Genomic DNA, 21,442 nt, shown 5'->3' with positions numbered 1-21,442 from the left:
CGTCTCCTACTCGAATGCCGCTGTTCCCGGAGCATCGCCCGTGCCCAGGGGGACGCCGACGCCGAACACGGGCTCCGCCGTCGGGCGCTTCGCGGAGATGCCGTCCCCGCTCGACTTGTGCCGAAGCCGCCGGATGACCCACGGCACGAAATACTCGCGGGCCCACACGAGGTCTTCGGCCCGGGCTCCGCGCCACGAGCGCGCGGGAAGCGGCGCCGGCTCGAGTGGGGAGAGGCTGTGCGGGACGTTGAGGGCTTCAAGGGCCATGATCGTGATCGTGTGGTGCCCGAGGGGCGAGAAGTGGAGGCGGTCGCTCGCCCACATCCGCGGGTCGGAGAGCTTCCTCAGGCTCCACATGTCCGCGATGATCGCGTCGTGCCGGGCCGCGACCGTGCGGAGGTTCTCGTTGTAGATGGCGACCTTCCCGCGGATTGCGCTGAGCACGGGGGTCGAGCCAACATCGGGGCCGTTGAAGAGCAGCACCGTCGCGCCGGCTTCGGCGAGGAGTCCGACGGCGTCGTCGAGCCTCACCGCGAGCGCGTCGGGATCGCTCCCGGGGCGGAGGAGGTCGTTGCCGCCCGCCGAGATCGAGACGAGGTCGGGGGAGAGGGCGCGGGCCGGCTCGAGCTGCTCGTCGAGGATCTGGCCGAGGAGACGCCCGCGGATCGCGAGGTTGGCGTAGGCGAAGCCGTCGTTTCCGCGGGAGAGCTCTTCGGCGAGCCGATCGGCCCAGCCGCGGTGGCCGCCGGGGGCTGCGTCGTCGGGGTCGCCGATGCCCTCGGTGAACGAGTCGCCCATGGCGACGTAGCGGTGCCACGGATGGCGGTGGCCGTCCGCAAGCTGCGCGTCGTGTTGACTGGTCTGGGTCATGTCCGTCACTCCTGCATTATCTATCGGGAGTTAACGCGGGCAGCCGCCGGACCGTGCCCACCCATTTAGTTGACGGTTCAACTGTGTGGAAGAATGGGGCGCATGACGGAACCCACGGCACACGCAGAGTACCCGGCACCCCACGCCATCTGGAGCCGCCCCGAGGGCGAACGCACGGGCACTCCGCTCGTCGTCCTGCTCCACGGCTACGGCGCCAACGAGGCCGACCTCATGGGGCTCGTGCCGCTGCTCCCCGAGGAGTTCACCGCCGTCTCCCTCCGCGCGCCCCAGACGCTCGCCCCCGGTGCCTACCAGTGGTTCCCCCTCATGGGCGCCGACGACTTCGACGTCGCCCAGGTCGAGGCCGCCGGCAATTACGTCCTCGCATGGCTCGACGGGATCCGGGCCCAGCACACCTCAGTCACCCTTCTCGGCTTCTCGATGGGCATGGCCATGGCGACGACGCTCCTGCGCCGCCGCCCGCGCGACTTCGCGGCCGTCGTCGGCCTCTCGGGGTTCGCGATCGACCCCCGCGCCGCCGGCCCGGGCGGCTGGGACTACGCGCGCGACGGCGAGCTCGACGGAACCGTGCCGTTCTTCTGGGGCCGCGACCAGGCCGACCCCATCATCACGCAGGACAAGATCGCGTACACGCTCGGCTGGGTGCGGGAGCGCGTCGACCTCACGAAGATCGTCTACGACGGCATCATGCACAGCATCAGCGGGCCGGAGATGGCCCACGTCGCGGAGTTCCTCACCTACAAGGTCCTCGCGGGAGCCTAGTCAGCCCTGCGTGACGAGGCGGACGCGCTGGCCGCCGACCTCGACGACATCCCCCGCCGCGAGCTGGCGGCCACGCCGCTCCTCGATGTCCCCGTTGACCTTGACGAGGCCATGGCGGATGAGCTCGGCGGCCTCGACGCCGTCCTCCACGAGCGAGGCCAGCTTGAGGAGCTGGCCGAGCCGGATGGTGCCCTCGCGGATTTCGATGTCGTGCATGCCCTTACTCTATGCACCCGCCCCACCACCCGCATGCACCCGCCCCACCACCCGCATGCACCCGCCCCACCACCCGCATGCACCCGCCCCACCACCCGTCCCGGTACTCTTGACTCTGGACTTAGCGGACCGCACCCAGCGGCCTGATCAGTATGGAGGACATGCCTTGGCACCCAAATCCCAACTGGACGCAATCGTCTCCCTGGCCAAGCGCCGCGGATTCGTCTTCCAGGCGGGCGAGATCTACGGCGGCTCGCGCTCGGCGTGGGACTACGGCCCCCTCGGCGTCGAGCTCAAGGAGAACATCAAGGCCCAGTGGTGGCAGACGTTCGTGCGTGGCCGCGAGGACATGGTTGGGCTTGACTCCGCCGTCATCCTCCCCAAGAAGGTGTGGGAGGCATCGGGGCACGTCGCGACGTTCACCGATCCCCTCGTCGAGTGCCTCAACTGCCACAAGCGCCACCGCCAGGACCACCTCGTCGAGGCCTATGAGGCCAAGAAGGGCCGCGCTCCCGAGAACGGCATGGAGTCCATCACGTGCCCGGACTGCGGTGTGACGGGCCAGTGGACCGAGCCCCAGATGTTCTCGGGCCTCATGAAGACGTTCCTCGGCCCCGTGGACAACGCGGAGGGCCTGCACTACATGCGCCCCGAGACCGCCCAGGGCATCTTCGTGAACTTCAACAACGTCGTCACCACGTCCCGCAGGAAGCCTCCGTTCGGCATCGGCCAGATCGGCAAGGCCTTCCGCAACGAGATCACGCCCGGCAACTTCATCTTCCGCACGCGCGAGTTCGAGCAGATGGAGATCGAGTTCTTCACGGCCCCCGCCGAGGCCGACGAGTGGTTCCGCCACTGGGTCGACGCGTGCTGGAACTGGTTCGTCGGCCTCGGCATCAACCCGGACAACATGCGGCGCTTCGAGGTTCCCGAAGACGAGCGGGCGCACTATTCGGCCGGGACGATCGACGTCGAATACCGCTTCGGCTTCCAGGGCAACGAGTGGGGCGAGCTCATGGGCATCGCCAACCGCACCGACTTCGACCTCGGGAGCCACACGAGGGCCTCGGGCCACGAGCTCGCGTACTTCGACCAGACCACCAACGAGCGGTACATCCCGTTCGTGATCGAGCCCTCGTTCGGCCTCACGCGCTCGATGATGGCGTTCCTCGTCGACGCATACTCGGAGGACGAGGCGCCGAACACGAAGGGCGGCGTCGACAAGCGCACGGTGCTGCGACTCGACCCGCGCCTCGCGCCGATCAAGGCGGCCGTTCTCCCACTCAGTCGCAACGAGGACCTCTCGCCCAAAGCGCGCGCCCTCGGCGCGGAGCTGCGCAAGCGCTGGAACATCGACTTCGACGACGCGGGCGCTATCGGCCGCCGGTACCGTCGCCAGGACGAGGTCGGCACGCCGTTCTGCGTCACGGTGGACTTCGACACGCTCGAGGACCAGGCCGTCACGATCCGCGAGCGGGACACCATGACGCAGGAGCGCGTCTCCCTCGACAAGGTCCAGGGTTACCTGGCCGAGCGGCTCGAGAAGAACTGACGGGCAAGGTCGAAGGGAGCTCACGGGGCGTGGCCGAGCTGAACTACCGCGCGTGGCGCGAGGGCGACGATCAGATCCTGCTGCAGATCTGGGGTGACGCCGAAGGCCCGGCCGCGGAGCAGTTCCGCGGCCAGCTGGGGCCGGACGACGACGCCGACGCGGGCTCGGGCGGCGCGGGTGCCGCCAGCGCGGGCGCAGGCCCGGAAACGGCCGGCAGACTGTGGCGGCGCTGCGTCGTCGCCGTGGACGAGGGCATCCCGGTCGCGGCCGGGGTTGCCTATGCGAGCACACTGCATCCCCGGCGCCTGTGGGCGTATGTCGAGGTCGCGCGGGATCACCGGGGTCACGGCGTCGGAACGGAGCTCCTGAGGCGCCTGCGCGAGGCGGCCCTCACGGCGCCGGGCGGACCGAAGTGCCTCCGCACGAAGACGGCGGCCGGGAGCGCGGGGGAGGCCTTCGCCCGCGCATCGGGCTTCGCGGCGCTCGAACGCTCGCGGCACGTCGTCGTCCGGCCGGGCACGCTCAAGCTGCCCGTGTTCGGCGATGGCTCCGAGCAGCAGAGCTCGCAGCTCGTCCAGGATCTGGCGACGGGCTCGGTCGAGCTGAGCGACGCCGTCGGCCGCTACTACACGGCCGTCCATGCATGGGATCCGCCCGCCCCGCTGAGCGTCGGCAAGGCCCAGCAGCTCTTCCTCTCCGACGCCTCGGGCGCGCACGGCGCCGTCGTGCTGCGCGCGCCCGCGCACAGCGCGTTCGGCTCGTCAGTGCCTGCGGGGAAGAAGGGCCGGCTCCGGGCGTTCGCCGTGAGCTACGCGAACCCCGCGGCCGCGCAGCAGGCGATGCGGGCGGGCGACGACGAGCAGCCCACCGAGGTCCTGCTGGGCCACGACCCGGCCCTCGACGCGGACGACGCGCGGGACGCCGTGCGCGGCCTGCTCGCGCTCGTCGCGTATCAGCATCCCGTGCTGCTCGAAGTGGACGACTCGATGGAGGCCCTCCGGGCCGCCGTCGACCCGCTCCTCGACGCGGGGCTCGCGGCCCAGCTCGGGCCGGACACACTCATCCTCGGGGACTGACCGTGGGCGCCGGGCACAGCCACGCAGGACCGGCCACGGCGCCGAGCCCGGCCGCGGCCGTGGCCCGGCGCCGTGCGACGTGGATCCTCGCCGCGGTCCTCGTGCCGCTCGGCATCGTGACGCTCGTCGCGATGGTGCTCCTGTGGCCCACGGGCGACCGCGGCGACCTCAAGCTCGCGAACCCCTACGCCGTGGCCCAGGGTGTGACGATAGAGACCGGCACCGTGCAGCAGGTCATGCAGTCGGGATGTGAGCGGGGCCAGCAGCCGTCCCAATGCACGATCGCGGTGACGCAGCCCGACTCGGGCGGGGCCCCCGTGCAGGTGCTCATGAACCCGGACGTCATGGTGTCCCACGGCGTGAAGCCGGGGGACAAGGTGCGGTACCTCAACCTCTCGAAGGTCCAGCAGGCCCAGTCGCAGGGTGCCTCCGGCCCGCAGCCGCCGTCGTATGTCTTCGTCGACTTCGTGCGCACGGTCCCGATCCTCCTGCTCGCGGGCCTGTACGCCGTCGTCGTCATCGCGGTGGGGCGCTGGCGGGGGTTCCGCGCGCTCGTCGGCCTCGTGGGCGCGTGCGTGGTGCTTGCCGTCTTCGTCCTCCCGGGACTCGTCGAGGGGAAGCCGCCGCTCCTGCTCGCCCTCGTTGGCTCCATCGTGATCATGATGGCGGTCCTGTATTTCGCCCACGGTGTCTCGGCGCGCACGTCGACGGCGCTGCTCGGGACGATCTTCGGGCTCGGCGTCACGGCCGTCCTCGCGGCCTGGGCGACGGATGCGGGGAACCTCACGGGGGTAGGCCCGCACGACGCGGCGTCCCTCGTGAACCTCGGCGGGAAGCTCTCGATCTCTGGGATCATCCTGTGCGGGCTCATCATCGCGAGCCTCGGGGCCCTCAACGACGTCACCATCACGCAGGCCTCCGCGGTGTGGGAGCTCTACGAGCTCGCCCCGCACACGCCGGCTCGGAAGCTGTTCGCGTCCGCCTTGCGGATCGGCCGCGACCATCTCGCCTCGACGGTCTACACGATCACGTTCGCCTACGCCGGAGCCGCCCTCCCGATCCTCATCATGGTCATGCTCTACGATCGCCCGCTCCTCGACGCCCTCACGGGGTCTGAACTCGTGGAGGAAGTCGTGCGCACGCTCGTCGGCTCGATCGGGCTCGTGCTCGCGATCCCGATGACGACGGCGATCGCCGTCGCCGTGGTCAAGGCCGCCGGGGCGGCCCGGCTCGAGGCCCGCGAGCCCGGCCACGCCGAGCTGTCCGAAACGCGGTAACGCGTCACATCTTGTCGCGGTCCGGCCGCATCCCGTTCATCGCGTCCCGCGCGTCCCAGATGTCGCGTTCGGCCTCGGTCGGGGCGCCCCCGCCGAACTTCGCGGGCAGCCACCACGCGCCCGGCGGGGCGCCAAGCCGGAAGGAGCGGACGGCGACGTCCGCAGCGGCCTGCATGGCCGCCTGGAGCTGCTCGGCTGAGGCCTCCGGGTCGTCGGCCGGATCGAGGGCGAGCGGCGGGCCGAAATGCACCCGGATCGGCGCCTCCCAGAGATCCCGGAGCGAGCCGCTGCCCGTGTCGCCGAAGGTGCCGTGCCCTCGCGTCGTCACCCGATGTCCGCCCCACACGGCCACGGGCACGAGCGGGACCGCGGTCTGCACGGCGATCCGCACGGCGCCGGTGTGGCACCGACGCACGGTGAAGCTGCGGCTCACCCCGGCCTCGGGGAACAGCGCGACGCTCCAGCCGCCGTCGAGCGCTCTGAGCGAGGCGGCGAGGCTTGCGTGGTTCGGCGCGCCGAGCACGGCGAGCCCTCCGCACGCTGTGATCGCCGCGCCGAGGATGCGGCTGCGGTACGGCCGTGGGCCGACGAGGAAGCGGAGCCGCTCGCGCCGCCGCTGCCACCAGACGAGGCCCACGGGCACGAAGTCGATGTAGCCGAAGTGCGTGATGGCGAGCACGACCTGGCCCGGCGGGATGTTCTCGAGCCCACTCGCGGCGACGTCGGTGCGGAGGCGTCGTGCAAGCCACGCGAAGAGGAACCGGGCGAGGTCGTAGAGCGGCAGGCCGCGAGGGGCCGTGCGTGCCGCAGCGTCCGATGCCCTCGCCATGAGACCCCAGCGTAGGGGCAAAAGTGGCCCCGGGCCGAGGGATGAGTGATGATGAGAATCGGTGTCAACAATGGAGCGGCGTGGAGGGGGCGACGGTGTGAGCGTGTGGGCAGGGGAGCGGATTCCGGTGATCGCGCTCACGGGCTATCTGGGCGCGGGGAAGACGACGCTGCTCAACCATCTCCTGCGGCAGCCCGGCGCGCGCGTCGGCGTCGTCGTCAACGACTTCGGCGACATCAATGTGGACGCGGCGCTCGTGCGCGGCCAGATCGACGAGCCAGCCTCGATCTCCGGCGGCTGCGTGTGCTGCCTGCCGGACGGCGGCGGACTCGACGAGGCCCTCCGGAAGCTCGCGCACCCCCGGCTCGCGCTCGACGTCGTCATCGTCGAGGCGAGCGGGATCGCGCAGCCCGGCTCGCTCGCCCGGCTCATCCAGTACAGCGGCGTCGAGCGCGTGCGGGTGGGCGGGGTGGTCGACGTCGTCGACGCCGTCGAGTACTTCCGCACGGTCGATACGGGCGCGCTCGTGCCCGCGAGATTCTCCGTCGCGTCGCTCGTCGTGCTCAACAAGTGCGATCAGCTTCCCGACTCCGACCGCGAGGAGACCCTGAGCCGCATCGAGCGCCGCATCCGCGGGGCCAATCCGGATGTGCACATCGTGCGGACGTCGCTCGGCCGCGTGGACCCTTCGCTCGTCTACGACGTCGCCTCGCTCGAGGACCCCGACGATCAGCTTCCGATCGGGGCGCTGCTCCGCGCGGCGCAGAGCGTCGACGGGCACGGCTCCCACAGGCATGGCTCCCATGAGCATGCGCGCGCCGTGTCCGCGCGCTCGGTGGGCACGGCCGATCCCGGCCGTGTCGTCGATGTGCTCGAAGCGCCGCCCGCGGGGGCGTATCGGCTCAAGGGCCGTATCGCTGTGCGCACCGGGCGCGGAGTCGCCGTGTATGTTGTGAACGTCGTGGGCAGGTCGATCCATGTGGCGCGGGCAGCCCGCTCGGGCGAACCGGCGAGCGAGCTCGTCGCCGTCGGTCTGCATCTCGACGAGGACGACGCGCGGCCAAGCCTTGAGCGCGCGCTCGAGCCTTCCGCTGGGGTTGGCCAGGTGGGCCTCGCGCGCCTGCGGCGCCTTGCCCGGGCGAGTGCGTGAGCGGATGCTGGGCTCGGCGAGATCGGGCACACGCTTTGGGAGGACGGCGGATTGCCTGCGCGCTCCTCGTCGTCTCGCCCGCAGGCCTTCTCGGATGCGGGCCAGCACTACAGTGAATCCATGAGCCCCACGATCGAGCGTCCCGGCCAGCCGGGCGCGGGCGAGATCTTCGGGCAGGACCTTTCGGGCCTCGGCACCCTCGGCGTGCTCGGGGCGCGCGCGGCGCGCCGCTGGTTCGCCGGGGCGAGCGTCGCCGTCGCCCTGTGGACCGCGGGGAACTGGGGCCATTTCGCGGCCGCGGCCATCGCTGCGGGGCAGCTTCCCCTTCGCGTCGCGCACCTGGCCCTCTTCATGCTCGCATTCCTCCTCGTGCCCCCGTACAGCTGGGGGAGCTCGCTCGTGCGCAAGATCGCGCTCCTGGCGGTGCTCGTGGGCTTGAGCATCGGCTTCTTCCTCTACGACCCCCAGCCCGGCTGGTACTGGACATTTGTCGCCGTCGCGGCGGGACTGCAGCAGCTTCCCCGCCCGGCGTTTCTGAGCTTCATCGCGGCTCTTTTCGTCGCATCGTTCTCGATCGAGCTCGCCCACGACCTCACGTTCGTCGAGGCGATCAACCAGCCTGCGCTCATCGCGTCGATCGGCCTTCTGCTCGCCGCCCTCGGACGCCAGGCGCAGACCCTGCGCGCCCTGCGCGCGGCGCAGCACGAGCTCGCCGATCTCGCCGTCGCCGAGGAGCGCAACCGCGTGGCCCGCGACCTCCACGACATCCTCGGGCATTCGCTCACCGTCATCGCGGTCAAGGCCGAGCTGGCCGGGCGCCTCGTGCGCCTCGACCCGGACCGCGCCGAGCGCGAGGCGGCGGATCTCGAGGAGCTCGCGCGCGGCGCGCTCGCCGACGTGCGGGCCACGGTCCAGGGGTTCCGCGGGGTGAGCGTCGCGACCGAGCTTGCCGAGGCCCGCGCGTCGCTCGGATCGGCCGGCGTCGCCGCGCACCTGCCGACGGCGGCCGACGCCGTCTCCGCCGCGCATCGCGAGCTCTTCGGATGGGTTCTGCGGGAGGGCATCACGAACGTCGTGCGGCATTCGCGGGCCTCCGTGTGCGAGGTGGCGATGGGCGAGGACTGGATCCAGATCGACGACGACGGCGTGGGCCCGGGGAGCGCGGGCTCCGCGCCCGCACGGGGGCACGGGCTCGACGGCCTCGCCGAGCGAGCGGAGGCGGCAGGCTTCGTGCTGTCCCTTGGCCGTTCGGAGCTGGGCGGATTCAGACTGAGGGTCTCGGCGTGATCCGGCTGCTCATCGCCGACGATCAGGCGCTCGTCCGCGGCGCGCTCGCTGCACTTCTCGGCCTCGAGCCGGACCTCGAGGTCGTTGCCGAGGTGGGACGCGGGGATGAGGTCCTCGCCGCGGTGGCCCAGCACAGGCCCGACGTCGCGATCCTCGACGTCGAGATGCCTGGCCTCGACGGGATCGCCGCCGCCGCGGCAGTCCGCGACGCCGCGCCCGAGTGCCGCGTGCTCATGGTCACGACATTCGGGCGGCCCGGGTACCTCCGGCGCGCGATGCTGGCGGGTGCCGCGGGCTTCGTCGTCAAGGACACCCCGGCGCGCCAGCTCGCGGACGCCGTCCGGCGCGTCGCATCCGGCCTCCGCGTCGTCGACCCGGTGCTCGCGGCGGAATCCCTCACGGCCGGGGACAGCCCGCTCACCGAGCGCGAGACGGACGTCCTCCGCGCGGCCGCGGGCGGGGCGACGATCGCGGGCATCGCCCGCGAGCTGTTCCTCTCGGAAGGCACCGTCCGGAACTATCTCTCGAACGCCATGGGGAAGACCGGCGCAAATACACGCGCCGAAGCGGCGAGGATCGCGGAGGAGAACGGCTGGCTCATCTGACAAATGTCATGCCCAGAACGTGACACGTGCACGGGGCCCGGCCAGCGTCGCGGCGGAACGATGGATACAGGCCGCCGAAGGCGGCGTCCACCGAGTCCAGGAGCCAATCCATGAACCTCACGAGCAGCCTCTCCTACGCGAACGTCGTCCTCGCCGTCGGCGTCCTCGCGTGGGCCGTCGTGCGCCAATTCCAGACGCGCCCGGTCGGTCCCCTCAAGGTGGGCGTGTTCCTCATCCTCGGCGCGATTGGCGTGTGGCAGCTCGCCCAGCTCGCCGATTCGCGCGGAATCGCCCCGGCTGAGGCCCTCGCGCTCGCGCTGTCCCTCGGGCTGGCTGCCGGGTTCGGCTGGCTCCGCGGCCGTGCGGCGGCGGTCTGGATTCAGGACGGCGTCGCCTACCGCCGGGGTGGTTGGCCCGCAGTCGGCCTGTGGATGGCCGCGATCGGGACCCACGTCGCCGTCGACGTCCTCGGGTCTGCGCTCGACGGCGTGCGGGGTCCGAGCCCCGTCTCGAGCGCCTCGATCATGCTCTACATCGCGGTCACGCTGGGGATCCAGAGCGGCGTCGTGGCCCGCCGGGCCGCCGCGCTCGCGGGCGCCTCGATGCCGGTCCGCGAGTCCGTCGCGTAGGAGTTATCCACATACGACGGCGAGCGCCTCCTCTGGGTGCGATGGCTCCGGTAGCGTCGGGGCCATCGCACACATCTGTCATGGGGGGATTACATGGGCAAGGCTGCACGCCTCAAGCGCTCGCGCACATATAAAGGGCCGGACGGGTCCGACCGCTTCATTCCGGGATTCACGACCCGGCGCGCCGAAGCCCTCCGGGGCCACTGCGCGGAGGCTGTCCGTGCGCTCGGATATCGGGCCTGGGACCGGGGAAGCCATATCGTCGTCACGGGAGGGCCGTTCACGGCGCCGGGGGCCATCCTGGGGTTCTCGACCATCTCCCGCGAGGCGGCCCGCGTGCCGGAAGACCAATGGGGGCCTCTGGCCGCGGAGGTCATCGGGCGGCTCATCGCGAGTGCCCTCGCCGCCCCGCCGCATCTGGACAGGACGCAGCTCCGCGAAGGGCTGTTCCCTCGCTTCTCGGCGCCGGGGCGCATCCCCGAGGAGCTGCTCGCGGAGGACTACACGTACGCGCGCCGGGTTGCGGGCATGCCCTTGCTCGTAGCGGTCCGGCACGACCAGGCTTCTGCCTTCCTCGCCGACATCCATCTCGCGAAGGCCGGCGGCGTCGAGGAGGCGTGGAGTGCGGCAGAGGCCAACCTCGTCGCCGCAGGCCTCGGCGATCCCGCGATCTACGCGGCTCCGAACGGATCGAGCGTCATCGTCTTCGAATCCGAGCATCCGCGGCAAGCCGCGTGGCTCGCGTACCCCGAGCGGCTTGTCGAGACGCTCGGGCTCGACGTCGGGCCTCTCGGCGCCCTGTTCTGCGTCCCCGCGCACCGCCTGTTGGGCATCCAGCCCGTGCGCGAGGACACGACAAGCAAGGAGGTCGAACGGATGCTCCAGCTCGCGGGCATCCTCGGCGAGGGCGAGGTCGCGCCGCTGAGCCGCGAACTCTTCTGGTGGCGGCCGGGGGAGGAGGTCCTGACCGCGCAGGCGGCGGGCCTCGACCAAGAGCGGCTCGGTCTTCCGCCCGACGTCGGCGAGGCGCTCAAGGCCGCCGGCTCGGTCGGGACGCGGGGCGTGAATCCCATCTTTGACACAATGGATGGGTGACTGCTGTGCCCACCGCCCCCGTCGAGCTTTCGGCGGCGCCTTCCGACGCCGCGGCGACGCCTCCCAAGCTCGAGCTTCCGCCGCTCCGCCTCGGCCGCCTCACGATCAAGACCCCGGTGGTCCTGGCACCTATGGCAGGCATCACGAATACCGCGTTCCGCAGACTGTGTCGCGAGTTCGGCGGTGGCCTCTACGTCGCCGAGATGGTCACGTCGCGCGCGCTCGTCGAAAGGCACCCCGAGTCGCTCCGCATCATTTCGCACGACGACGACGAGAAGGTCCGCTCAGTCCAGCTGTACGGCGTCGACCCGGTGACGGTCGGCCGTGCCGTCCGCATGCTCGTCGACGAGGAACGGGCCGACCACATCGACCTCAACTTCGGCTGCCCCGTGCCCAAGGTCACGAAGCGCGGCGGGGGCTCGGCGCTCCCGTGGAAGACGGACCTGTTCACCTCGATCGTCACGACAGCCGTCCGCGAGGCGCAGCGCGGCGACATCCCGCTCACGATCAAGATGCGCAAGGGCATCGACGACGATCATCTGACGTACCTCGAGGCGGGCCGGATCGCCCGGGATGCGGGCGTGGCCGCGGTGGCGCTCCACGGCCGGACGTGCGCCCAGTTCTACTCGGGCACGGCCGACTGGGATGCCATCGCGAGACTGCGCGACGCGCTTCCCGATATTCCGGTCCTCGGCAACGGGGACATCTGGAGCGCTGAGGACGCGATCCGCATGGTCCAGCGGACCGGCGTCGACGGCGTCGTCGTCGGGCGGGGGTGCCAGGGCCGGCCGTGGCTCTTCGGCGACCTCCAGGCGGCGTTCGAGGGGCGCGAGGACCGCATCCGCCCGGGGCTCGGCGAGGTCGCGGAGGCGTTCGGCCGGCACGCCGAGCTCCTCGTGGACTACTTCGAGGACGAGGGCAAGGCGCTGCGGGACATCCGCAAGCACGTCGCGTGGTACTTCAAGGGCTACACGGTGGGCGGCGAGCTGCGGGCGAAGCTCGCCCAGGTCCCGACCCTTGCCGTCCTGCGCGAACTCCTCGGCGAGCTCGACGCCGCCGCGCCGTACCCTGGTGTCGACGCCGAGGGCCCTCGGGGGCGTGCCGGATCGCCGAAACGGCCCGCCCTCCCGGACCGCTGGCTTGAAAGCCGCTCGATGAATGCGGACCAGACCCGGGACATCGCCGCGGCCGAGCTGGACGTGTCCGGTGGCTGAGGCGCGTGAGATGACGAAGGGCAGCCACTACACGGCCGAGGACAGCCGGCGGTGGGTCGCGGAGCCGCCCAAGAAGGGCTACCGCAGTGATTTCGAGCGTGACCGCGCGCGCGTCCTGCACTCCTCGGCCCTCCGCCGCCTGGGGGCCAAGACCCAGGTCGTCGCACCGGACACCGACGACTTCGTGCGCACCCGTCTCACGCACTCGCTCGAGGTCGCCCAGGTGGGCCGCGAGCTGGGCCGCGTCCTCGGATGCGACCCGGACGTCGTCGACGCCGCGTGCCTGAGCCACGACCTCGGCCACCCGCCGTTCGGCCACAACGGCGAGAGCGCCCTCAACGAGATCGCCCACCGCATCGGCGGCTTCGAGGGCAACGCGCAGACACTGCGGCTTCTGACCCGGCTCGAGCCCAAGGTTCTAGATGCCGAGGGTCGCCCTGCGGGCCTCAACCTCACCCGCGCGAGCCTCGACGCCGCGTGCAAGTACCCGTGGACGGCTCCCGATGCGCCGCTCGTGCACGGCCAGCGCACGAGCAAGTTCGGCGCGTACGAGGACGATCTCGCGATCTTCGAATGGATCCGCGAGGGCGCCCCGGCCGGGAGGAGCTGCCTCGAGGCCCAGATCATGGATCTGTCGGATGACATCGCCTACTCGGTCCACGACGTCGAGGACGCGATTGTCGCGGGCAAGTTCCAGCTCCGGTGGATGGCCAACCCGGACCACCGCGCGCGCGTCGTCGGCTACACGCAGCAGTGGTACCTCCCGCACAGCGACCCCGAGGGGATCGACGCGGCCCTCGCGCGCCTCGAGGCCACGCCGGTGTGGGTCCTCGAAGCGGATGGCTCGCGCAAGTCCATGGCGGCCCTCAAGAACATGACGAGCCAGCTCATCGGCCGGTTCTGCGACAGCGCCCTGGGCCTGACCCGGGCGGCCTTCGGGGACGCTCCGCTCACCCGCTACGCGGCCCAGGTCGTCGTGCCCGAGGAGACGGTCATGGAGATCGCCGTCATGAAGGGCCTCGCGACGACGTTCGTCATGACGACCGATCACCGCCAGCCGATCTACGAGCGTCAGCGCGAGGTGCTCCACGCCCTCGTCACGGCGCTCAGCGCGACGGGGGACCGCCATCTCGAGCCCATGTTCGCCGCCGATTGGCGCGCCGCCGAGGACGAGGCGGCGCGCTTGCGCGTCGTGATCGACCAAGTGGCCTCGCTCACAGACTCCTCGGCCCTGGCCTGGTATGAACGCCTCGTGGGGAGCCTTCCGAGCCTGTGGTGACTAAGGTGGTGGCGTGGCTGGCCTGATCAAACCCGAAGACATCGCCGAGGTGCGCGCGAGGACGGACATCAGGGAAGTCGTCGAAGGGTACGTGACCCTCAAGAGCGCCGGAATCGGCTCGTGGAAGGGACTGTGCCCGTTCCACGACGAGCGGACGCCGTCCTTCCACGTCCGCCCCCAGGTCGGCACCTACCACTGCTTCGGCTGCGGCGAGAGCGGTGACGTCATCAGCTTCGTCATGAAGCTCGACCACACCGGATTCGCTGAGACCGTCGAGAAGCTCGCGGCCCGGATCAGCTACGAGCTCACCTACGAGGAGGGCGCGGGTCCTCGGCGAGAGGACGTCGGGCGGCGTCAGCGTCTCCTCGACGCCCACAAGATCGCGTCCGAGTTCTTCCGGGACCAGCTCCTCACGCCGCAGGCCGCGGCCGGGCGCCAGTTCCTGTTCGAGCGCGGCTTCGACCGGGGCGTGGCCGAGCGGTTCGGCGTGGGCTTTGCCCCGCAGGGCTGGGACGGGCTGCTCAAGCACCTCCGGGGCCGCGGATTCCGGGAGGACGAGCTCAAGCTCACGGGCATGTTCTCCGAGGGCAACAGGGGCCTCTACGACCGCTTCCGAGGCCGCCTCGTGTGGCCCATCAAGGACATCGCGGGGGACGTCATCGGCTTCGGGGCGCGCCGCCTGTTCGACGACGACCAGGGCCCCAAGTACCTCAACACCCCTGAGACGACGCTCTATAAGAAGTCCCAGGTCCTCTACGGCATCGACCTCGCGAAGCGGAACATCGCGAAGAAGAGACAGCTCGTGGTCGTCGAGGGCTACACCGACGTCATGGCCTGCCATCTCTCGGGGATCGACACCGCGGTCGCGAGCTGTGGCACGGCGTTCGGCAGCGACCACATCAAGATTGCCCGCCGGCTCCTCTCCGACGACGGCACCGGGGGAGAGGTCGTCTTCACGTTCGACGGCGATGCGGCCGGCCAGAAGGCGGCCCTCAAGGCCTTCGAGGAGGACCAGCGCTTCGTCGCCCAGACGTTCGTCGCCGTCGAGCCGAGTGGGATGGACCCGTGCGAGCTCCGGCAGCACCGTGGTGACGCGGCCGTGCAGGCGCTCATCGACAGCCGGCGGCCGCTCTTCGAGTTCGCAATCCAGGCGACGCTCCGCAAGCATGATCTCAACACGGTCGAGGGTCGGGTCTCCGCGCTGCGCGAGGCGGCCCCCGTCGTGGCCCAGATCCGCGACCATTCGATCCGTCCCGCCTACACGCGCGAGCTCGCGAAGTGGCTCGGGATGTCGCCCGACGACGTCGCGAGGGCTGTCGGCGCGGCGAGCCGGCGCGCGCCGTCGTCCGCTCCTGGCGGCGCGGCCGGATCCCCGCAGATTCCGGCGGGTGAGCCGTCCCCGGGGTTCCGCGGCAGCCGCCCGGAACGCCCCGATCCGCGCGATCCCGTGGCGACGATGGAGCGGCAGGCGCTCGAGGTGGTGCTCCAGTACCCCGCGACGCTCGACGAGGACGCGTGGCGCCATTTCGGCGAGTCCCACTTCACGGCTCCGGCGTATCAGGCGGTTCACGCCGCGATCGGCGCGGCTGGCCCGCTAGGGCACGGGGGAGAGGGGCATGCCGCGTGGGTCGAGAGGGTGCGCGATGAGGCGCCCGAGCCGCTGCGGCCCCTGCTCGCCGAACTCGCTGTCACGCCGCTTCCGGCCTCGACCCAGGAATCGCTTGAGCGCTATTGCCGGGACATCCTCGCGGGCCTCTTCGAGCTCCAGATCACCCATCGCAAGGCCGAGCTCATGGGGCAGCTCCAGCGCCTCGACCCCACGGCGCCGCCCGAGGAGCGCCAGCGGCTCAACCGCGAGCTCATGGAGCTCGAGCTGCGCCGCCGCGAGCTGCGGCACCGGGACTGAGCCGAGACCTCGGCGGGACTGAGGAGGAGCGGGTCCTGATTTCGTATCCGGCCCGGCTCCCTGCTAATCTGGACCGCGTTGCGCCTTCCCCCGTAGCTCAATTGGCAGAGCATTCGACTGTTAATCGAAGGGTTACTGGTTCGAGTCCAGTCGGGGGAGCTTGGAGCCTCTGTGCCCTCAGTGGACGGATGGCGCCATTCCCCCGTAGCTCAATTGGCAGAGCATTCGACTGTTAATCGAAGGGTTACTGGTTCGAGTCCAGTCGGGGGAGCCACGCCCCGGAATATCATGGATCCATGGCAGCGCGAAAGGTCGCATTGCCCGCCGGATGGACCCGCTACGAAGGTCCTCTGCTGACCATCTGGCGTGTGCGCTACGAGCGGATCTACGGCGAAGGGTCCGCCGAGCACTACGCCGATGGCATGTTCGTCCGCGACCATCGCCGGCCGATCGCCCAGTGGATCAATTACTCCGCCAAATCGGCCATTCTCGTTGCCCCCGAGACCCCCGCGGCATGGCCCGTTCAGCGCTTCGCGATCTACTACGCCCCGCCCGGCGACGGCCTCGAGCCGGTTCTCACGGCGCGCCACGAATGGCAGCCGCGCGGCCCTCGCGGCTCGACGACCGACGCCGACGCGTTTGCCGCCGCCGTCGCAGCGGCCGAGCAGTTCCTCGTCGCGGAAGCCGCGTTCGGCGCCCTCGGCTGAGAAGGCCCCGACGCCGTCGGAGTACCCCTCCCCACCGCTCTTGCCCCGGAATGGCGGGGGTCAATGGTAGCTTTGGTGACGGACCGCCGCGCGGTCCTGCCCAGCAATCTGGCCAGAAGGGGAAGGGGCCCAGCGATGAGTGGTCGCCACAGCTCGCCTGCGGGGAGGCGCCCGCGCCTTGCCGCCCTGCCGGACCTCGTCGGCCAGGCGGCACGCCTTGCACCGAGGCAGCTCAACGACGAGCTCGCCCTCGCGAAGTACGAGCTCAAGAGCCGCGGAGTCCAGGCCGGAATCGGCGCGGCGCTCTTCGTGGTCGCACTCATCTTCCTCGGCCTCCTCGTGATCGCGCTCGTGGTGGCGGCGATCCTCGGCCTTGCGACCGTCATGCCCGGCTGGCTCGCGGCCCTCGTAGTCGGCGCGGCGTGCCTGATCATCCTGCTCATTGCCGTTCTCATCGGCCTGAGCCGCGTCAAGAAGGCCATGCCGCTCATCCCCGCCGACGCGATCCGCGGCATGCGGCACGATCTCGGGGTCATCACGGAGGGTCGGAACTTCGATCCGCGCGTCCTCGATCCCTCGACGATCCAGTACAAGCGCGCGAAGGCGGCCAAGGAGGCCGCGGAGGCCAAGGCCAAGATGGATAAGGCCGCCGAGGACCGCGCTCATGGCCGCCTCAAGCCGCCGACGCCGAGCGAGGCCGAGCTGCGTGAGCGCCTCGCCAAGCGGCGCGAGCATATCCTCGACGTCCGCGACGGCCTCGTAGAAGAGCTCGATGTCAAGCGCCAGGCCGAGGGCCTCGCCGAGGACGCGGCCCACGCGTTCAACCGAGTACGCGCCGCGGCCTTCGCAAAGGCCCAGTCTGCGACCCGCGCCGCGGGCGCGGGGTCGCCCCGCACAGGGGCGGGCACGACGGCGGGAAGCACGACGGCGGGAGGCGGGCCCCGTGCGTCGTCCGCCGCGGCGTCGTCTGACGCGGGGCCGAACGCCTCGGCCGTCGGGGACGCCGTCAAGGAGCGGTGGGCCCCCATCGCGGCGTTCGCGGTGTCCGCGACGGCGTTCGTGGTCTTCCTGCGCAAGCTGGTGAAGAGCTGAGGCGACCCAAGGCCGCCATTCGGGGGATCCGATGAGGGTGTTCGGCGCGGGTGCACGGCCGGGAGAGTCGCCCGAGCACCACGACCGAGTGCTGACCGTCCCGAACGTCCTCACGGTCGTCCGCTTCATGGGCGTGCCGCTCTTCATGTGGCTCGTCCTGGGGCCTCGTGAATACGGGTGGGCCGTCCTCGTGCTCGGCATCATGGGCGGCACTGACTGGGTCGACGGCTACGTGGCGCGGCGATTCGACCAGACATCCAAGCTCGGTCGCGTGCTCGACCCGGCAGCGGATCGGCTCGCGCTCATGGCCGTCGCCCTGACGCTTGTCCTCGCCGGAGTCGTCCAATGGTGGTACCTCGCGGCGTTCATCGTGCCCGACATCGTCCTGGGCGTGACGTCGCTGTTCTACTTCCGAAGCCACCCCGACCTCCCCGTGAGCCGCATCGGCAAGCTGCGCACGGCGCTCCTGCTCGTCGGCACCCCGCTGCTCGTCCTCTCGAAGCTTCCCATCCCCGGCGCCGCGGCGTATCTCGCTCTCGCGTGGGTCCTCCTCGTCCTCGGACTCGTGGGCCACTGGATCGCGGGCTACAACTACTTTTGGGCGATCGTCCGCAAGGGGCGCGGGGTTCGCCGCGGACGGCAGGCCCGCGGCGCGGGCGGCCCGGGGGAGGCAGGCCTCTGATGGTGTGGTTCGCCGTCGTCCTCGCCTTGCTCGGCGCCCTCTTCCTCGCACTCGGCGCCCAGCGCCAGGGCAGCGCCGTGAAGTTCGACACGGGCGGGCTCGGGGTCAACTCGAGCGGATTCGCCCGCCTCCTGCGCAATCCGCGCTGGCTCTTCGGGCTCCTCCTGCTCGGGCTCGGCATGGTGTGCAACATGATGGCCCTCGTCTCGGCGCCGCTCACGGTCGTGCAGCCGATCGGCGCGATCGCGCTCGTCATCACGACCGTGGTCAATTCGAAGGATCAGGGCATCACGCTCAACCGGCCGACCGTCGTGGCGATCACATCATGCGTCACCGGCTCGGCGCTCTTCGTCCTCCTGGCCGTGACGGCCACCGAGGAGAACCACCACGTCTCCTCCGGAGAGGAGCTCACGATCGTGCTGCTCCTCGTGCTCGCGGTCTGCATCTTCGGCGGCCTCGCCCTCGCGTTCCGCCAGCGGCTCAACGCCTTCGTCTTCATCCTCGGAGCCGGCGTCCTCTTCGGCTTCGTGGCGGTCCTCACGCGCATCATCGGGCGCCAGATCCTCGACCCCAACGGGCTCTTCCTGCTCAACGTCCAGTGGTATTCGATCTTCGCGATCGCGGCTGCGGGAGGCCTCGGATCCTGGTTCGTGCAGAACGCCTACTCGTCCGGACCGCCGGATCTCGTCATCGCAGGCCTCACGGTGATCGACCCCATGGTCGGCGTGGCGATCGGCATCACGATCCTCGGCGAATTGCGGCCGAATGTCGCGCCCGTGATGGGGATCGCCATGGCTGCGGCCGCGCTCGTTGCTATCGTGGGAGTCATTGCCCTGTCCCGCCATCATCCTGAAGTCACCAGTCGCAGGAACGAAGCGGCACGCGAACTCCGGGGATCCGCGGAACCGGGGCAGTGACCGGCCGACCAGAAGAGGAATTGTGACCCTGCCCGACGCTGAGCCAGACCGTGCCCAGAGCCAGAAGCCGCTGACGATCCTCATCGGCGCTGATACCTATCCTCCCCACGTCAACGGGGCCGCCCAGTTCGGCTACCGCCTGGCCAAGGGCATGACGGCGCGCGGCCACAACGTGCACGTCCTCGCGAGCCGTTCCGACAAGGGCAAGAGCTTCAGCGAGATCCGGCCCGAGGCGACGGTGCATCGCCTGCGCTCCCATTCGGTGCCGACGCATCCGTACTTCCGGATCGTGCTCCCGTGGGAGATCAAGAAGGAGATCGCCCTCCTCTTCGACCGCGTCAAGCCGGATGTCGTCCACATCCAGAGCCACTACATGATCGGCGAGCACGTCCTGTACGAGGCGGTGAGGCGGGGCATCCGCGTCGTCGCGACGAACCATTTCATGCCTGAGAACCTCAACCCGTTCCTCCCCTTCCCGCAGTGGTTCCTCGACATCGTGGGCCGCCAGTCCTGGAAGGACATGGGCAAGGTCATGGGTCGGGCGAACGTCGTGACGACGCCGACCCCGCTCGCCGCGAAGGCCATGCGCGACCACGCGTTCCTGCACGAGGTCATCCCGCTCTCGAACGGGATTGATGCGCACGCGTATGAACTCGCGCCCGACGAGCGCGTCGAGCGGAATCCGTGGCCGACTGTGCTCTTCGCGGGCCGGCTCGCGGAGGAGAAGCACATCGACATCCTCATCGACGCCCTGTCGAAGCTTCCCGCGGACCTCGACGCGCACCTCGAGATCGTGGGCGACGGCGAGATTCGGCCGCGCCTTGATGCCCAGGTGGCCCGGCTGGGACTCGGGGACCGCGTGCGGTTCCTCGGGCTCGCGTCCGATGAGGATCTGCGCGAGGCGTATCTCCGGGCCGACGTCTTCTGCATGCCGGGAACGGCCGAGCTCCAGTCCCTCGTCACGCTTGAAGCGATGAGCGCCTCGACGCCCGTCGTCCTCGCGGACGCGATGGCTCTCCCGCACCTCGTGCGCGACGGCGAGAACGGCTACCTGTTCCGGCCCCACGACAGCGACGACCTCGCCGCGAAGATCGAGTCCATCCTGCGGCTGCCCGATGCGGAACGCCTCGCGATGGGCAAGGTGAGCCACGAGATGGTGCAGCGGCACAGCATCACCTACACGCTCGACACGTTCGAGTCCCTGTATCGCGGCGCGGACTCCGTCCCGACCCACGCGTGACGCAAGCAGCCCTCCCAGCACCCACTAGGATGGAATGGCCCCGAACGGTGCATGCCGGGCAGGGGCGAGGGGCTATAGCTCAGCCGGTTAGAGCAGGGGACTCATAATCCCTTGGTCCTGGGTTCAAGTCCCAGTAGCCCTACACCTCGAACGCGGAACCGCCCCCACCACGTGGTGGGGGCGGTTCCGCGTTCTCACACCGATCAGGTACTCGCTTCGCCAGATTCGAGTACAGGCAAGTGTTGGAGCGAGCGGCTGTGCGTGTGAAGGTGATAGTGAGTTCCCCGCGAGGAGCCGCTACAACCGAATAACCGCTTATGAGGGCCCCTGAACCTGCGACTCTGGGGGCCCTCAGCCGTTTCCGGGTCAGCCCTGCGATTCCTCGCCGCGGGCGCCCCATTCGTCTTCGCGGCGGAGATGCTCTTCGGGGCCCTGGTAGGCGGCGAGGTCCTGCCAGTTTGAGGGAAGGTCCGTGGGCTTGCGTCGGCCCCGTGCACTTCTGACGGGCGACGACGACGCAGCCTCCGCGAGTGCCGCGACCTCGCGGCCAAGGGCGAGGAGCGCCTCCCGGGCCGGGTCCGGCGCGTGCGAGATGCCGGGAACGTGCAGGGCGTCCGGATCCGTATCGGCTACCTCGAGTCCGAGGGAGCGGGCGGCCGCCATGACGATCTCGGTCGTGCTCGCGCCTGTGGCCCGCTGGAGGCCGCGGATCGTGTCCGGGTCCGGGAAGTTCTTGAGCGGGGAGTTGACGAGCTGGAAGAGGCGCTTGCCGGTCGGCACACCTCCGCAGGCCCTCGACATGGCCTCGAACGACCAGCCGCGTGCGGCCTTCACGTCAGCGAGTAGCGCTCCCAAATCCTGCTGGCTCATCTCTCTCCCTCATGCGCATGCTGCTGGACGGTACGGTCCCAACCTCTGAATCTTAGGCATCTCTTGGCTCCGCGTGCTGGCACATGCGGCTGTTGTGCCTAAGAAGTGCCTAACTTTTGATCTCGACGATCCGCGTGATCACTGGCCAAGCGGCGTGCGGTGCCTA

21 protein-coding genes and 3 tRNA genes are annotated in these 21,442 nt (G+C 70.3%); 20 read left to right on the top strand and 4 right to left on the bottom strand.

Translation table 11 applies throughout. The features are described 5' to 3' along the window. Positions 1-6: 6 nt before the first annotated feature. Positions 7-870 carry an SGNH/GDSL hydrolase family protein gene (locus tag SPF06_RS07975; RefSeq protein ID WP_323278493.1) on the bottom strand — a complete coding sequence of 288 codons (864 nt, stop codon included), beginning with the start codon at positions 868-870 and terminating at the stop codon, positions 7-9. A gap of 102 nt (positions 871-972) precedes the next feature. On the opposite strand from SPF06_RS07975, the gene SPF06_RS07970 reads away from it, so the two are divergent. Then, positions 973-1,653: an alpha/beta hydrolase gene (locus SPF06_RS07970; RefSeq protein WP_323278492.1), complete on the top strand. Its 681-nt coding sequence runs from the start codon at positions 973-975 to the stop codon at positions 1,651-1,653. On the opposite strand, the gene SPF06_RS07965 is transcribed toward SPF06_RS07970, so the two are convergent. Next, entirely contained in the window at positions 1,654-1,869 is a 216-nt protein-coding gene (locus SPF06_RS07965) for an RNA-binding S4 domain-containing protein (protein ID WP_323278491.1), read from the bottom strand. Between the two features lie 166 nt (positions 1,870-2,035). On the opposite strand from SPF06_RS07965, the gene SPF06_RS07960 reads away from it, so the two are divergent. From SPF06_RS07960 to SPF06_RS07950, 3 genes are read left to right on the top strand one after another with little or no spacing between them, the layout of a single operon-like run. Next, positions 2,036-3,421, top strand: a complete 1,386-nt coding sequence (locus SPF06_RS07960) for a glycine--tRNA ligase (RefSeq protein ID WP_323278490.1) — start codon at positions 2,036-2,038, stop codon at positions 3,419-3,421. Positions 3,422-3,450: 29 nt separating this feature from the next. Further along, the gene (locus SPF06_RS07955) at positions 3,451-4,497 is read left to right on the top strand and encodes a GNAT family N-acetyltransferase (protein WP_323278489.1); all 1,047 of its coding nucleotides are present in this window, start codon (positions 3,451-3,453) and stop codon (positions 4,495-4,497) included. Positions 4,498-4,499: 2 nt separating this feature from the next. Then, positions 4,500-5,774, top strand: coding sequence for a YibE/F family protein (locus SPF06_RS07950; protein ID WP_323278488.1), 1,275 nt, complete (start codon positions 4,500-4,502; stop codon positions 5,772-5,774). Between the two features lie 4 nt (positions 5,775-5,778). Here the strand turns inward: SPF06_RS07950 and SPF06_RS07945 are convergent, their stop codons facing one another. Next, positions 5,779-6,603, bottom strand: a complete 825-nt coding sequence (locus tag SPF06_RS07945) for a lysophospholipid acyltransferase family protein (RefSeq protein WP_323278487.1) — start codon at positions 6,601-6,603, stop codon at positions 5,779-5,781. Positions 6,604-6,700: 97 nt separating this feature from the next. Here SPF06_RS07945 and SPF06_RS07940 point away from each other — a divergent pair, with 97 nt between their 5' ends. The 16 genes from SPF06_RS07940 (at position 6,701) to SPF06_RS07865 (ending at position 20,548) form a co-directional block, all read left to right on the top strand. Continuing rightward, on the top strand, positions 6,701-7,753 hold the full coding sequence (locus tag SPF06_RS07940; RefSeq protein ID WP_323278486.1) for a CobW family GTP-binding protein: 1,053 nt from the start codon (positions 6,701-6,703) through the stop codon (positions 7,751-7,753). A gap of 120 nt (positions 7,754-7,873) precedes the next feature. Then, positions 7,874-9,040, top strand: a complete 1,167-nt coding sequence (locus tag SPF06_RS07935; RefSeq protein ID WP_323278485.1) for a sensor histidine kinase — start codon at positions 7,874-7,876, stop codon at positions 9,038-9,040. Continuing rightward, positions 9,037-9,645: a response regulator transcription factor gene (locus SPF06_RS07930; protein ID WP_323278484.1), complete on the top strand. Its 609-nt coding sequence runs from the start codon at positions 9,037-9,039 to the stop codon at positions 9,643-9,645. Before SPF06_RS07935 ends, SPF06_RS07930 begins: the two co-directional genes overlap by 4 nt. Positions 9,646-9,755: 110 nt before the next feature. Next, positions 9,756-10,274 (top strand): hypothetical protein, encoded by a 519-nt coding sequence (locus SPF06_RS07925; RefSeq protein WP_323278483.1) that lies wholly within the window; start codon positions 9,756-9,758, stop codon positions 10,272-10,274. 93 nt (positions 10,275-10,367) lie between these two features. Beyond that, the gene (locus SPF06_RS07920) at positions 10,368-11,369 is read left to right on the top strand and encodes a hypothetical protein (RefSeq protein WP_323278482.1); all 1,002 of its coding nucleotides are present in this window, start codon (positions 10,368-10,370) and stop codon (positions 11,367-11,369) included. 5 nt (positions 11,370-11,374) lie between these two features. Continuing rightward, positions 11,375-12,583, top strand: coding sequence for a tRNA dihydrouridine synthase DusB (gene dusB, locus SPF06_RS07915; protein WP_323278551.1), 1,209 nt, complete (start codon positions 11,375-11,377; stop codon positions 12,581-12,583). A gap of 10 nt (positions 12,584-12,593) precedes the next feature. Continuing rightward, positions 12,594-13,862 (top strand): deoxyguanosinetriphosphate triphosphohydrolase, encoded by a 1,269-nt coding sequence (locus SPF06_RS07910; RefSeq protein ID WP_323278481.1) that lies wholly within the window; start codon positions 12,594-12,596, stop codon positions 13,860-13,862. Positions 13,863-13,875: 13 nt separating this feature from the next. After that, positions 13,876-15,768, top strand: a complete 1,893-nt coding sequence (gene dnaG, locus SPF06_RS07905; RefSeq protein ID WP_323278480.1) for a DNA primase — start codon at positions 13,876-13,878, stop codon at positions 15,766-15,768. Between the two features lie 86 nt (positions 15,769-15,854). Next, a tRNA-Asn gene (locus SPF06_RS07900) sits at positions 15,855-15,927 on the top strand. A 39-nt stretch (positions 15,928-15,966) separates the two neighbouring features. Then, a tRNA-Asn gene (locus tag SPF06_RS07895) sits at positions 15,967-16,042 on the top strand. A 22-nt stretch (positions 16,043-16,064) separates the two neighbouring features. Beyond that, positions 16,065-16,475, top strand: a complete 411-nt coding sequence (locus tag SPF06_RS07890) for a hypothetical protein (RefSeq protein WP_323278479.1) — start codon at positions 16,065-16,067, stop codon at positions 16,473-16,475. A gap of 135 nt (positions 16,476-16,610) precedes the next feature. Beyond that, on the top strand, positions 16,611-17,567 hold the full coding sequence (locus tag SPF06_RS07885) for a phage holin family protein (RefSeq protein WP_323278478.1): 957 nt from the start codon (positions 16,611-16,613) through the stop codon (positions 17,565-17,567). A 31-nt stretch (positions 17,568-17,598) separates the two neighbouring features. Continuing rightward, positions 17,599-18,249 carry a CDP-alcohol phosphatidyltransferase family protein gene (locus tag SPF06_RS07880; RefSeq protein ID WP_323278477.1) on the top strand — a complete coding sequence of 217 codons (651 nt, stop codon included), beginning with the start codon at positions 17,599-17,601 and terminating at the stop codon, positions 18,247-18,249. Then, the gene (locus SPF06_RS07875; protein ID WP_323278476.1) at positions 18,249-19,166 is read left to right on the top strand and encodes a DMT family transporter; all 918 of its coding nucleotides are present in this window, start codon (positions 18,249-18,251) and stop codon (positions 19,164-19,166) included. Before SPF06_RS07880 ends, SPF06_RS07875 begins: the two co-directional genes overlap by 1 nt. 22 nt (positions 19,167-19,188) lie before the next feature. Next, complete coding sequence (locus tag SPF06_RS07870; RefSeq protein ID WP_323278475.1) at positions 19,189-20,406, top strand: glycosyltransferase; 1,218 nt, start codon at positions 19,189-19,191, stop codon at positions 20,404-20,406. Positions 20,407-20,474: 68 nt separating this feature from the next. After that, positions 20,475-20,548: transfer RNA gene (locus SPF06_RS07865), tRNA-Ile, on the top strand. A 224-nt stretch (positions 20,549-20,772) separates the two neighbouring features. Here the strand turns inward: SPF06_RS07865 and SPF06_RS07860 are convergent. Further along, complete coding sequence (locus tag SPF06_RS07860; RefSeq protein ID WP_323278474.1) at positions 20,773-21,276, bottom strand: hypothetical protein; 504 nt, start codon at positions 21,274-21,276, stop codon at positions 20,773-20,775. Positions 21,277-21,442 lie beyond the last annotated feature (166 nt).

Origin of the sequence: Sinomonas terricola (genome assembly GCF_034931225.1) — a bacterium.
Lineage (GTDB): Bacteria > Actinomycetota > Actinomycetes > Actinomycetales > Micrococcaceae > Sinomonas > Sinomonas terricola.
Note: the sequence above shows the minus strand (reverse complement) of the source record. Positions and strands in the feature narration are given on the sequence as shown.

Bases quoted from the DNA above. Each gene is read 5' to 3' on its own strand.
- SPF06_RS07925 (WP_323278483.1), top strand. From the start codon at position 9,756: ATGAACCTCACGAGCAGCCTCTCCTACGCGAACGTCGTCCTCGCCGTC.
- SPF06_RS07910 (WP_323278481.1), top strand. From the start codon at position 12,594: ATGACGAAGGGCAGCCACTACACGGCCGAGGACAGCCGGCGGTGGGTC.
- SPF06_RS07920 (WP_323278482.1), top strand. From the start codon at position 10,368: ATGGGCAAGGCTGCACGCCTCAAGCGCTCGCGCACATATAAAGGGCCG.
- SPF06_RS07975 (WP_323278493.1), bottom strand. From the start codon at position 870: ATGACCCAGACCAGTCAACACGACGCGCAGCTTGCGGACGGCCACCGC.
- SPF06_RS07935 (WP_323278485.1), top strand. From the start codon at position 7,874: ATGAGCCCCACGATCGAGCGTCCCGGCCAGCCGGGCGCGGGCGAGATC.
- SPF06_RS07890 (WP_323278479.1), top strand. From the start codon at position 16,065: ATGGCAGCGCGAAAGGTCGCATTGCCCGCCGGATGGACCCGCTACGAA.
- SPF06_RS07880 (WP_323278477.1), top strand. From the start codon at position 17,599: ATGAGGGTGTTCGGCGCGGGTGCACGGCCGGGAGAGTCGCCCGAGCAC.
- SPF06_RS07860 (WP_323278474.1), bottom strand. From the start codon at position 21,276: ATGAGCCAGCAGGATTTGGGAGCGCTACTCGCTGACGTGAAGGCCGCA.
- SPF06_RS07945 (WP_323278487.1), bottom strand. From the start codon at position 6,603: ATGGCGAGGGCATCGGACGCTGCGGCACGCACGGCCCCTCGCGGCCTG.
- SPF06_RS07970 (WP_323278492.1), top strand. From the start codon at position 973: ATGACGGAACCCACGGCACACGCAGAGTACCCGGCACCCCACGCCATC.
- SPF06_RS07885 (WP_323278478.1), top strand. From the start codon at position 16,611: ATGAGTGGTCGCCACAGCTCGCCTGCGGGGAGGCGCCCGCGCCTTGCC.
- SPF06_RS07965 (WP_323278491.1), bottom strand. From the start codon at position 1,869: ATGCACGACATCGAAATCCGCGAGGGCACCATCCGGCTCGGCCAGCTC.
- SPF06_RS07875 (WP_323278476.1), top strand. From the start codon at position 18,249: ATGGTGTGGTTCGCCGTCGTCCTCGCCTTGCTCGGCGCCCTCTTCCTC.